The 12,509-nt window shown below is 62.5% G+C and carries 6 protein-coding genes; all 6 read right to left on the minus strand.

The window, feature by feature from the left end; all coding sequences use genetic code 11:
- Positions 1-127 precede the first annotated feature (127 nt).
- The 6 genes from glgP to ACQRCJ_RS10940 all read right to left on the minus strand — a co-directional run bounded on the left by glgP (position 128) and on the right by ACQRCJ_RS10940 (position 12,269).
- Complete coding sequence (glgP, locus tag ACQRCJ_RS10915; protein WP_427799797.1) at positions 128-4,375, minus strand: alpha-glucan family phosphorylase; 4,248 nt, start codon at positions 4,373-4,375, stop codon at positions 128-130.
- Between the two features lie 103 nt (positions 4,376-4,478).
- On the minus strand, positions 4,479-5,690 hold the full coding sequence (locus ACQRCJ_RS10920) for a glycoside hydrolase family 57 protein (protein WP_304048120.1): 1,212 nt from the start codon (positions 5,688-5,690) through the stop codon (positions 4,479-4,481).
- Between the two features lies 1 nt (position 5,691).
- Positions 5,692-7,155, minus strand: coding sequence for a glycosyltransferase (locus ACQRCJ_RS10925; protein ID WP_168935262.1), 1,464 nt, complete (start codon positions 7,153-7,155; stop codon positions 5,692-5,694).
- On the minus strand, positions 7,155-9,203 hold the full coding sequence (locus ACQRCJ_RS10930) for an amylo-alpha-1,6-glucosidase (protein WP_427799798.1): 2,049 nt from the start codon (positions 9,201-9,203) through the stop codon (positions 7,155-7,157). The genes ACQRCJ_RS10925 and ACQRCJ_RS10930 overlap by 1 nt, the downstream gene beginning before the upstream one ends.
- 264 nt (positions 9,204-9,467) lie before the next feature.
- Entirely contained in the window at positions 9,468-11,555 is a 2,088-nt protein-coding gene (locus ACQRCJ_RS10935; protein ID WP_427799799.1) for an HD domain-containing phosphohydrolase, read from the minus strand.
- A 3-nt stretch (positions 11,556-11,558) separates the two neighbouring features.
- Complete coding sequence (locus ACQRCJ_RS10940) at positions 11,559-12,269, minus strand: transglutaminase-like cysteine peptidase (RefSeq protein ID WP_427799800.1); 711 nt, start codon at positions 12,267-12,269, stop codon at positions 11,559-11,561.
- Between the last annotated feature and the right edge of the window lie 240 nt (positions 12,270-12,509).

The following is a 12,509-nucleotide window of genomic DNA, read 5'->3' on the forward strand; positions in this document are numbered from 1 at the left end:
GAGGATGCGGCCGCGGGCGTGGGTATTTCATAGGGAAAATACCGATGGTGTTTTCCTGCCCGCAAGAAGAGGAAAGGGGATGCCGCAAGCGGCATCCCCCTTTTTGTCATGGTTGGGCCATGGAGTCCTAGCCCCACAAAACGAGGCGCGTCTCCAGAGGCGAGGACAGGCCTTCGGTGCAGGGCATGACGCGCACACCGTACACATGGATCCCGCTGCGGGAAGGCGTGTAGGTGCAGACAAAGGTCATGGTCCCGTCCACCCCTTCGCTCTCCGGCTGCATCTCCACCACATCGGGCGTTTCCGTAAAAGTGGAGCCGTCGCCGGGACCGGCCACCAGCTGGACCAGCAGCTCGTCGAGCTTCATGCTGCCGGGATGCACGGTCACGGCCACATGCAGGGACTGGCCGTCCAGCAGGCTGTCTTCCTTGATGCCTTCGATGCGGATGGTATCCATCTGCACGGAGCCGAAGCGCACGTTGACGTCCTGCTTCCATTGGCTCAGATGGCGGGCCAGGGCGTAGTGGTTGCTGCGGATCTCCTGATGGCTGGTGGCCGCCGGGATGTAGTAGTCGCTAAGGTAATCGCGCAGCATGCGGTGCGAGCTGTACTGGGCGATGAGCGTCTGCATGGCCTTGCGGACGCGCAGCAGCCAGTTGTGGGGCCGGTTGTCCGCATCGCGCTCGAAGTACAGCGGGATCACCTTGTCTTCCAGCAGGGAATACAGGGAGGCCGCATCGTCATAGTCGCTCTGTTCGGGGCCCAGGCTGCCTTTGGCCACCAGGGGGCCGATGGTCCAGCCGTTGGTGCCGTTGTAGCCTTCGCACCACCAGCCGTCGGCCACGCTGAGATTGAGGCCGCCGTTGACCGCCACTTTCTGGCCGCTGGTGCCGCAGGCCTCGTAGGGGCGGCGGGGATTGTTGAGCCAGACATCGCAGCCCTGCACCATCAGGCGGGAGATCGCCAGGCTGTAATCCTCGATAAAGAAGATCTTGCCGAAGAAACGGGGCGACAGCATGTGCTGGAAGAGTTCCCGGATCAGGCCGATGCCCTGGCCATCGGCAGGATGGGCCTTGCCGGCAAAGACGAATATGACGGGCTGGCCGCTCTTTTCCAGGATACGGGCCAGACGGTCCACATCGGCAAAGAGCAGGGTCGCACGTTTGTACGGTGCAAAGCGGCGGGCAAAGCCGATCACCAGGGTCTCGGGGGTCAGCCGGGACGTCATCTCCTGCTGCTTTTCGTAGGGGATGGCGAATTTTTTGAAGAACTCCGGCAGGCTGGAGCGGATGGTTTCCAGCAGGTGCTTTTTCTGGGTCTGGCGGGCCGTCCAGAGGTCGGCATCGGGGATGTCCGCGATGCAGGTCCATTTCTGGTCGTCGGGCGTCAGTTCCTGCCAGCCTTCGCCCAGGTGCTTTTGCAGCAGGGGACGCATGGCCGGACCGGCGTAGGAGGGCACATGGATGCCGTTGGTCACGGAGAAAATGGGGATCTCCGCCACCGGGACCCCCTGCCAGCCTTCCTGCCACATATGGCGGGAGACCACACCGTGCAGGGCGCTGACGCCGTTGGCCTTCATGGAATACTTGAGGGCCAGGACGGTCATCTCGAAGACGTTGCGCTCGCTGCCTTCGAAGCGGCCCATATTGACCAGGGTCTGCCAGCTGATGCCCACGGTCTGGATGTAGGGCTTGAAATAGGCCTCCATGCTTTCCAGCGAGAAACGCTCGTTGCCGGCATCCACGGGCGTATGGGTCGTGAACAGGGTGCTGCCGCGCACCACTTCGCCCGCCTCTTCGAAGGACAGGCCATTCTCCTGCATGAGCAGGCGGATGCGTTCGAAGATGAGGAAGGCCGAATGCCCTTCGTTCATATGATAGGCGGCGGGGCGGATGTCCAGGGCGCGCAGCATGCTCACGCCGCCCCGGCCCAGCAGGATCTCCTGCCGCAGGCGGATATCGCGGTCGGCTTCATACAGGCGGGCCGTGATCTTGCGGTCCTCCGCCGTATTGGAGGGCAGGTTGGTGTCCAGCAGGTAGAGGTTGATCCGTCCCACGCGCACCAGCCAGATCTGGACGTGCAGGCGGCGGCCCGGCATCTGCAGGTAGATCTCGCGGGGTTTGCCGTCCTGATCCTTGACCTGCTCTATGGGCAGGGTGACGAAATCGTTTTCGGGATAGACTGGGGTCTGGTCGCCGTTCTTGTCGATGATCTGGCGGAAGTAGCCGTTCTTGTACAGCAGGCCCACGGCCACCAGCGGGATGTTCAGGTCACTGGCGGATTTCAGGTGGTCGCCGGAAAGGACGCCCAGACCGCCGGAGTAGATGGGCAGGCATTCGCTCAGGCCGTATTCTGTGGAGAAATAGGCCAGAGGCTGCTGCGGGGTCAGGGGGCCGAAGCTTTGCGGCGCCTTGGTCATGTAGGCATCGAAGGCCGCCATGGTCTGGTTGTACAGCCGCAGGTAGCTCTGCTCGTGGGCCACGATGATCAGCCGTGCCCGGGTGGCTTTTTCCAGCGTGGCGATGGGATTGTGGTTGCTGCGTTCCCATTCTTCTTCGTTGAGGGCCGAGAAGAGATAGTGGCATTCGGGGTGCCAGCTCCACCAGAGGTTGTGGGCCAGCTCACGCAGGCGGCCGATGGCCGGGGGCAGTGAGGTCAGGGCCGTGAAGCTGTGCAGGTTGGGCGTGGTGGACATGGTGGCCGCCAGCACACGGGTCAGGGTCGTGCTGCCGCCGGCGGGCTGCGAGCTGCGCTGGCGTGCCTTGTCCAGGGCCAGACCGTAGGCCTGCACATAGTAGGGGAAAAACTGCTCCCAGGAGCAGCCTTCGGCCACATGGCGCACCATGTGCCGGTGTTCCTGCATCTGCTCTTCGGGCAGGGAGGCATACTGCAGGAGCACGTCGCGCAGGCTGGCCGCGGTCTCGTCATACGAGGTCTGGCGGCGGCAGATGATGGTCACGCCGTTCTTATCGCGCTGGCTGGAGCGCACCCACATGCCGAAGCCGGAAAGGTCTGTGGTGACCGTGGGCACGGCATGGGCGGCGCTTTCCTGCGGGGTATAGCCCCAGGGCTCGTACCAGGAGGGGAATACGCCCAGATCGCAGGCGGCCAGCACCTCTTCATAGCGCATGTTCAGGAAGCCGTCCTTGCCGTCGAGCAGGGCAGGATCGAAGATGACCTGCACGTGGTTCTCCGGCCTGTTGTCCAGGCCCAGGCGCTGGCAGGCATTGAGGATGGGATCGTTGGGCTGGTTGTAGACGTGATGGCTGCTGATCCAGAAGCCGCCCTGGCCGGGGAGTTTGGCCGGGTCGCCGCTGACGGCGTCGGCATTGACCCCGCTGTGTCCGCCCATGACCGCGCACAGGGCCAGCACATTGGACTGGGACTGGCTGAGGGCCATATTGACCATGCCGAGGGCGTCAAGGAACACGTCGATGCCCTTGTTGTGATACTCATAACGGCCGGACACGAGGAAGACGCGGGTATCCTCGGGCAGGCGGCGGCGCAACAGACGGCCGGCGGCCTCCAGCAACCGCTGCCGGGAAGCCGCGGCCAGGCTCCTGTCCCGGCTGTAGTCGGGGATGACGCGCAAGTCCAGACCGTTGAGGGTCAGCACATCGGGGGTACGCCCCAGAAAGACGCCCGCCTCGTCGGCCGTGATGCGGCTGACGGTGGTGAAGCAGTCGGCTTCGCGTGCCGAGGCCGTCTCCATGGAGCATTTGGCCGTGATATTGTAGGCCCCGGCCTCATGCTTGGGGTTGATCTGGTGCATCTGCTTGTAGATGTCGAAGCCGGAACCGGCCATGGAGCGCCCCAGCATGGTGGCGTGCGTGGTGAAGACCGTGCCCACATAGGGGGCGTTGGTCTTGAGATAGAGCAGGCCGCCGCCGCACATCCATTCGTGGAAGTGGGCCAGGGCCGGGCCGTCGGCAGGGATGTGCAGCGCCTTGCAGGCGGCTTCGATCACTTCGCCGCAGGCCGTGCTGAACATGACCGGTTCCACATAGTCCCAGCCGCCGGAGATGGAGTCCACGCCGTAGCGGTTCCAGAGCGAGAACAGCAGCTGGCTCTGGTCGTAACGGTCACGGTACCCGACCAGGATGACTTTGGGGCGGCCGGGGATGTTCCAGCGGCCGAAGCGGCAGCTCAGGTTGCGCCGGTCGGTCTCCTGGCGCAGCTCCTGCCAGCAGGGCTCGTCGGTCTCTTCAAAGTCGGGGTTGTTGCCCAGGTCGGGCCCCAGAAGAAAATAATTTTCTCCAAAGGCAGCCAGGGCTTCCAGGATCTTGCTGCTGACGACGGCATAGATGCCGCCGACCTTGTTGCAGACCTCCCAGCTGACTTCGAAGAGGGTCGCGTTTGACAGATCTTGTGACATTGAGACGGATCTCCTTGCATTCATGAAAGCCCCCGGAGAGGTCTGTCCGGGCCATGCCTTCGCGCAGGGCATGATCCGTCAGGCAGGCCGTGCCGGGAGTGCGCTAACTGCGGGACGCTCCGGCAGCGGGCAGGGGGGCATCCAGGGTCAGGCCGAAGTCGGCCAGTACGTTCATGTAGTTGATGTAGGCATCATAGGGGGTGCCGTACGGATTGAAATAGCTGTGCACGTCGCCGTCGGCGAACCACTTGGTGCACATATAGTAAAAATGGTCGGATGTCTGCAGGCGTCGCCAGGTGCGCAGCAGATCTTCGTTGCCGCTGGCCTTCACCTTTTCTTCCAGACGGTAGACAGCCGTGATGGCATCCTGCTGCATGTCATTGCCCAGCCAGGCGGTCAGGTCGCGTTCGGCGTCGGCCCAGGACATGAAATTGTGCACGTCGAGACTGGCCACGGGCTGGAACATGGCCGCCGCTTCGGTGGGCGTCACGAAACTAAAGCCCGGCAGGGAAAGCAGGACGTCCGGCAGGGCCTCCATGAACTGGAAGATGCCCGTGGATTCCCACTGGTGCTCGCCAAAGGTCTCGTAGTCCATGAACAGGTTGATGATGTCCCCTGCGGCCCCGGAGGCCTGGGCCCAGCTGGCGAATTTTTCCGCCGTCAGCGGGAATTCCGGCCATTCGTGGTTGGAGAAGCGGAAGGCGATGTCGTCGGAAAGGCGGTAGTTCTTGAGCAGCAGGCGCAGAGAGTCGCACCCCGAAGGCCTGTAGACGAAGTTGGGGCTGCGCCAGCCCAGCACATGGTCGGCGCCTTCCGCCAGGATGGCCTTGTAGCCCATTTCCTCCACGGTACGGGCCAGGGCGTTGTTGTAGATGAGCTCGGTATTGCGGAACGAGGTGGGCCGCACTCCGAACAGCTCTTCGATGCGGTCATCGTGCAGGCGGACCTGCTCCCGGAACTCGTCAGGCGAGTAGAGGAAGGCCAGCGAGTGGTTGTAGGTCTCGGAAAGCAGCTCCACGCAGCCGGTGGCCACCAGCTCCCGGTAGCTCTGGATGACTTCCGGGGCGTAGGTCTCGAACTGGTCCAGGGCCGTGCCGGAGATGGAGAAACTCACCTTGAACTGCCCCTCATGGCGCCGGATGAGCTTGAGCAGCAGGGCGTTCATGGGCAGATAGCATTTGCGCGCCACCTTGAGGAGGATGCCGCAGTTGGCGTTCTCGTCCTCGTACCAGGAATTGGCGCCGATATCGAAGAAGGTGTAGTGGCGCAGGCGGTACGGCTGATGTACCTGAAAATAGAAACAGATGGCGGACATGCTATCTCCTCCCCGCAACAAGCTGGTCGTAGATGGCGCGCAGCTTGGTGGCGGCATTCTCCCAGCGGATGTTCTTCAGTTCTTCACGGCAATTGCGGACTTCCTCGGCGGCCAGCAGGGGATAGGCCAGCAGGGCGCAGATCTTGTTGGCCATTTCCCGCACATCCCAGAAGTCGACCTTGATGGCGTTGCGTACCACTTCCGCCACGCCGGACTGGCGCGAGATGAGGACGGGGACGTCGTAGGCCATGGCTTCCAGCGGCGCGATGCCGAAGGGCTCGGAAACGCTGGGCATGACGTAAAGGTCGCTCATGGCGTACATGCGGTCCACTTCGCCGTTGCGCAAAAAGCCCGTGAAATGGAATCTGTCCCCGATGCGCAGGTGGGCCACACGGCGCACCATGTTGGGCAGCATGTCGCCGCTGCCGGCCATGATGAAACGCGTGTGGGGCAGACGGTCCAGTACCAGCTTGGCGGCTTCGACAAAATAGTCGGGGCCCTTCTGGTAGGTGACGCGGCCCATGAACAGGACCCGCTTCTCATGACGGCAGCGTTCGGGGATGACCACGCTCTTGTGGATGTCATTGCGGGAGACGGCGTTGTGGACCACGGAGATCTTGTCCTCGGGGATGCCGTACTGCGCCATGACTTCCTGCTTGGTGTAGTGGCTCACGGCCACGACGCGGTCGGCGGCCTCCATGCCTGCCTTTTCGATGTCGGCCACGGTCTGGTTGAGGTTGTCGCCGCTGCGGTCATGCTCCAGGGCATGGATATGGGCCACCAGCGGTTTGCCCGTCAGCTGCTTGACCAGCATCCCCGCCGGATAGGTCATCCAGTCATGGACGTGGATGACGTCGAATTCCAGGCGTCCGGCGATGACGGCCGCGGCGCAGGCATAACGGTAGACCTCGCTCATGAGGTCTTCGCCGTAACCGCCGTGCAGCGTCAGGGTCTCGCACTGTTCCCGGCTCTCTGCGATCTCGCGCAGAAGGTGCTCCCGCTCCGGGCCTTCATGCTGCAAGACGGTCCGCAGGGTCGGGTCGGCCAGACGTTTTTCGGAAAGCAGACGCTGGAGCTCCCGGTGCTCTTTCAGATAGCTGCCGCTGTTCAGATAGGGGCGCAGCGGCGAGTCGATATATTCCAGATGCAGCTTTTCGCGCCAGATCTCTTCGATCTCGTCCCGGAAGCCGGGGACGAGCTCCGTGTACTGGCGGTCATGCCATATCTCGCGCACGTCTTCTTCGCGCCGGAGACGGGCGCTGCGGGTGCAGACCCGGGTGCCCGAGGCGGAAAACATGGTCAGGCCGTCCTGCAGATGGACGGGGCGGTCACTTTCGGCACGGGGCAGGACAAAGAAGATCTCCGTGCCTTTCTTGGCTAGTGCCGTGGCCATGCCCTGGCAGGCCGTGCCCAGCCCGCCGCTCTTGAAGGGGGGAAATTCCCAGCCGAACATGAGGACGCGCATTACCTGTCTCCTTGCAGCAGGGCGTTTTCCCACTGCGCATAGGCCTGGGGAGCCACCTTTCCCAGCCTGTTCAGCAGGCGCAGGCATTCGGCCACGCTCCAGGCTTGGGCGATGCAGCCGTTGGGCAGATGCGGCGGGTCTCCGTCGAATATCTCGGAGATGCTCCCGATACCGGCGCCGCCCAGATGGCTGCCGAAGAGGGGCGTCAGGGTATGCAGCAGGTCGCGCGCGGCGCCTTCCTCATCCCAGGCCGCCCGCAGCAGGGCATCGCCGTAAGCGCCCAGAAGCCAGGGCCAGACCGTGCCCTGATGGTAGGCTTTGTCACGCTCTCCGGGCCCGCCTTCATAAAGGGAGCAGTACTCGTTGGCGCTGGGGGCCAGCGTGCGCAGCCCGCAGGGGGTCAGCAGGCACTGGCGCACGCGCGAGACCACGGAGGCGTAATTGTCTTCTTCGAGGATGGGGAAGGGTAGGGAAACGGCGAACAGCTGGTTGGGCCGCACACGGAAATCCCGCTCGCCATCCCGCCAGACGTCGGCCAGATAGTCGCCCCGGTAATCTTTGATCCAGTGCCGGTGGACGAAAACGGCGCGCATGCGGTCCCGCTGGTCGACGGAATCCTGCCAGTGAGGTTCGTCGAAGCGCCGTGCCAGATGGTCGGCAAAGGCCAGGGCATTGTACCACAGGGCGCTGATCTCCACCGGCTGGCCGTGCCGCGGCGTGACGGGCCTGCCGTCGACCACGGCGTCCATCCAGGTGAGCTGGGTCTGTTCGTCGCCCACGTCAAGGAAACCTTCCTCGTCGGCATGGACGAACGGAACCTGTCCTCCGGCATAGGCCCGGAGGATCTCCTTGATGGCGGGCCAGCAGTGTTCTTTCACAAAGCCCATGCGCTGCGGATCGACCTGGAGCAGCATCTGCACGGCCCAGACATACCAGAGGGAAGCGTCCACAGAGTTGTAGGCATGACGGCCGTCGGCGGAAAAAACGTTGGGGATGAGGCCGTCACGCACGGCGGCGCCCATGTTGGCAAGGATCTGTTCGCCCAGAGCCTGGCGACCGGCAAAAAACGTCAGGCCGGGCAGGGCGATCATGGTGTCGCGCCCCCAGGAGCCGAACCAGTGGTACCCGGCCACGATGCTGTCGATCCGGCCGGTCGTGCTGCCGGGCGTGGTGATGAGGAAACGTTTGCCTTCCCGGGCCAGATGCTTTTGCAGGCTGTCCGTCTCGGCTTCTTCCTCGATCCGGCGCTGGCTCTCTTCCTGCCACAGACGTTCGAAGTCATGCCGGCTGTGTTCCTTTTGCAGGCTCTCCGTGGAGACGGTGAGATAGACGGCATGACCGGGAGCCAGGTCCACTTCGAAAATCCCTGGCATGAACAGGTCTTCCTGGAAGGGAAAGCCCCGCTCCTGCTCCACAAGATACTCGATGTTGTAGTACCAGTCCTGGGCCGTCTGCCAGGAGGCTGGGCCGTCCATCTGCAAAAAAAGTTCGGGTAGCTGGGGATCCGGGCGCACGGAAGCTCCGTACAGGGTCGGGGAGACGCTGCTGTCGATGGCTTTGTCGGCGCGGATGACCGTATGCATGCTGCGGCAGGCCAGCAGGGGCTTGATGCGCAGGCGCAGGGGCGGGGTCTCGGGACTGGCGATACTGGCCTTGTAGCGTATGAGGAGAACGTGCCGTCCCGGCAGCAGCATGAGCTCGCGGGTCAACGTCACGTCACCGAAACGATAGCGGAAGGAAGGCCAGAGCACGGCAGAGGCAGCCTGCATGTATTCATGCCCGCGCGGGAAGTACACGCCCGGATGCTTGCGGCAGGAGAAGAAGAACTCTTTGCCTGCCATGAGCAGGGATTCCTCAAGGGTGGAGAGCATCACATGGCGGCCTGCGGGCCGGGCCAGCTCGGTGACGAACAGGCCGTGGTATTTGCGCGTATTGCAGCATACCAGCGAGCTGGAGGCATAGTCGCCAAGACCGTTGGTCTCCAGCCACTCCTTGCGGAGGGCCTTGCGCAGGTTCTGGCAGGCGGGACGGTCAAACTGGAATTTCATGTATCCTCCTCAACCGGAAAGGATGGACATATCCGCGGAGACCGTGGAGAGGGGCGGGCCGCTGCATCCGCGAAAGTGCAGGGCAGGGAAAGGCAAAGCGGCGTCTTTCCGGGGCTGACGGCCGCTTCATGTTTGGTTTCAATATACGTCAGCTCTTGCGGGGATGTCAAAACAGCTTTCCGGGAAAAAGGATACGCACGCTTCCGGCAGAGAGTATGACAAGGGGACGGCGTTTTCACGTCGTCCCCTTGGGTGATCTTCAGTCTAGGCCCGGGAAGGGCTGTCTTCCCCGGCCAGGGCGGAGCGCAGGTCCTCCGCGGGTATCTCCCGCAATGCCAGCACGATGGCGGGATCGAAGGCGGGGCTGGCCGACAGGATGTCCAGGGCCTGGCCGATGGGCATCCCCTGCCTGTAGGCCCGGTCGCTGACCATGGAGCAAAAGGCGTTGACCACGGCCAGCAGGCGGGCATGGGGATTGATCTGATCGCCCTTCAGGGCCCGCGGACCGCTGCCGTCGAATTTTTCGTTCATGTCGTGCAGGGCTTCGGGAACAGGCAGCCCGAAGTTGATCCCGTACAGGACGCGGAAGGCATACTCCGAAGACTGCAGTACGGCCTGCTGCTCCTCGGGCGTGAGCTTGCCGCTTTTGCGCAGCAGGTGGTGCGGTACGAAGATCTTGCCGATCTGCGAAAGCTGGGAAGCCATGCGCAGGGTCAGGACAGCCGTATTGTCCAGCTCCATATGCCGGGCCAGCAGCTCCGCCACATGCCGCATCTTCCGGGTATGGCCCACCAGGTTGGGGTCCACATATTCCACGGCGCACACCAGGGCTTCCATAAGATGGTGCTGGCGTTCCTGGGCTTTCTGGGCCTGCCGGCGGAAGCGGGTGATATCCTTGAAGATGGCCACGACGCTTTCGGGAAGGGGAGCTTCCTTGGCGGCGTCCTGCTCCTGCCTGTCCAGAAAAACATAGAGGGAGACCCTGTAAAGATGTTCCTTGCCGTCAGTACCGGGCAGGGCCAGCTCCACGCCGTCGAAGGACGGTTCCCTGATCTTGCGTTCGATGCCTGCCTGCAATTTGTCGGCGTCCTCCTGGGGGAAGAGATCCCTGGGGGACTTGCCGGCCAGTTCCTCTTGCGGGATGCCGCCGCAGATCTTGGCAAATTCGGGGTTGAAGATGCGGACGCCGTCCGTGGCACTGAACAGGACCAGCCCCAGGCGCATGGAATCATTGACGCTGTCCAGCACTTGCTTCTGGTCGCGGATAACCGTATACAGGGCCTTGAAGTAGGCGGCCGAAGCCCGGTGGGCCCGCCCCACCAGGCAGGAGACCCCGAAGGCCAGCAGCAGGCCGATCCCCAGGCTGGTCAGCAGGCCGACGGCATAGATCTGCATGGATTTGTGGAGGATCTCCCGGTCGATGTCCGCGGCGGGCAGGGAGGCCACCAGCATCAGCGTATTGGGCAGCGAGGAAATGAAGGCCAGGGAATAGACGTCATCCCCTCCGGCCATGGCAGGACGCTTTTTGAAGTCCAGCGAATGGGTGCCGGCCACGCCTGCACGGAGGGGGAGCTGTTGCAGGGCGTCCTCCCGCAGCAGAAAGACGCTGCTCCTGTCCGGGAAAAGATCCACCAGCCTGAGCTGGCTTTCCTTGTCCTGGAGGATGTTCGTCAGGGCCGCGTCCATGGGGAAGCTCAGGAGCAGGCAGCCGACGACACGGGGCCTGTCCTTGCCGCTGATCTCGAACAGGGGGGCACCGGCCTGCAATGCAAAGTGGTCATCATGCTTGTGGATGGCGCCAAAGGAAAGCGTCCTCGAGGTGACGGCCTGCCGGACGAGAAGATCGTCGTCGTGATTGTCGGCAGCGTCAGAGGAGCTGTCCACAATCTTACGGCCATCGGGCAGAAACATGCGGATGCGGTCAAGATCGTTCTGGTAGGCGATGTCCGCCAGCAGCTGCTGCATGTGTTCGCGCTGGTCCTGCAAGGAAAGCTGGTCGCTGTCGGATCCGGGAGCGGCGGTGCGGGAGCTCTTGTCCAGCAGATCAGAGGGTAGGGCGGCCATGTCCGCGGCGAACAGGCGGACGCTCTCCGAAAGGGCCAGCGTTTTGGTCTGTTCCAGCATGGTCCGCCGCCAGTCTTGCAGGCGGATCTGCATGGTATCGATCTTGGACAGGAGGAAGCGGTTTTTGTCCGCCAGGATGGCCTGGGTGCTCCGGTCGACCTGCAGGGAACACAGGGCATAGGAGAGCAGCAGGACCAGCACGAAAAGCACGAGGCTGATACTGATGCTCAGCCGTTTGCTCATGAAGTGATGCGGCTTGGCAGGGAAGTCGGGGTCGGGAGTGTTCATGGGCTACTCGTTTGTTTTTTTGCCTCGCATGTGGGCCCAGCGTGACTTCTCGTTGAACGAGAACTGCGGGACATAATGTCGCAGGCGCCCCTGGGGCAGGATGGCATTGCTGATGTTGTCCAGGATGACGATGTCATTGTCCATGTAGACGGCCAGAACGGCATGGGACAGGCGGCGCAGGGTATCGCGCAGGACGACGATACGCAGTTTGTCCGTATCCATGCCCAGCTCTTTGAGCGTGAAATATTTGACGATGGCGTAATCTTCGCAGTCGCCAGATTTTTTGAGGAACAGGTTGGGCCAGACCCAGTAGTCGGCCTTGCCCCAGTTGGTGATATCCTCACGGTAAGGAAAGCGGTTCCAGAACGTGTTGACATAGCGCAGCAGTCCCATGCCGCTCTTGCCCTGGGCTCCCTGTTTGAAGGAGTCCCAGGTGGCGGTCCGGGTGAAGACCTTGCCGCTGACGAAGATGAACTCCAGCTCGTTCATGCGGCGGACCTCAGCCCAGGCGGGCAGGCTGTCGAGAGGGCGCCGGAACTCCACGGTCCCGAACAGGGGGATGGAGGCGGCCTGTGCCGGGAGGAAGCTGAACAGACCGGCCAGAAAAATAATAAGGCAGACGGTGATGCATGCGATCCGCTGCGGGCGTATGACCGGAGACCGGAGGGGAGACCGGGCCGGGCAGGATACGGGAACAGAGCGCACAGGAAGCATGGAAAAACCGCCGGAAGGCTGATGTCTGGGAATATGGGGATGCGTTTTTGTACTGCGGGGGACGATCCTTGTCGAGAGATACCGGGAAGGCTCTTTTGCCGGCAAAAGAGCAAGGATTTTATTTTTTAGGAGTAATGTATTAAAATTGCTATATAATATTTTATAGAAGATTTTATGGTAAAATTGAGATGCGGGATCACTCGCGAAATCAGCGCGTTATAATTTTTTTTAGAGATTTTC

It is taken from the genome of Desulfovibrio sp. SGI.102 (assembly GCF_050314315.1).
Classification (GTDB): domain Bacteria; phylum Desulfobacterota; class Desulfovibrionia; order Desulfovibrionales; family Desulfovibrionaceae; genus Desulfovibrio.

What these genes read in the sequence shown, in the direction of transcription:
- ACQRCJ_RS10925 (WP_168935262.1), bottom strand. Translation starts at nt 7,155, where the DNA reads ATGCGCGTCCTCATGTTCGGCTGGGAATTTCCCCCCTTCAAGAGCGGC.
- ACQRCJ_RS10920 (WP_304048120.1), bottom strand. Translation starts at nt 5,690, where the DNA reads ATGTCCGCCATCTGTTTCTATTTTCAGGTACATCAGCCGTACCGCCTG.
- ACQRCJ_RS10930 (WP_427799798.1), bottom strand. Translation starts at nt 9,203, where the DNA reads ATGAAATTCCAGTTTGACCGTCCCGCCTGCCAGAACCTGCGCAAGGCC.
- ACQRCJ_RS10940 (WP_427799800.1), bottom strand. Translation starts at nt 12,269, where the DNA reads ATGCTTCCTGTGCGCTCTGTTCCCGTATCCTGCCCGGCCCGGTCTCCC.
- ACQRCJ_RS10935 (WP_427799799.1), bottom strand. Translation starts at nt 11,555, where the DNA reads ATGAACACTCCCGACCCCGACTTCCCTGCCAAGCCGCATCACTTCATG.
- glgP (WP_427799797.1), bottom strand. Translation starts at nt 4,375, where the DNA reads ATGTCACAAGATCTGTCAAACGCGACCCTCTTCGAAGTCAGCTGGGAG.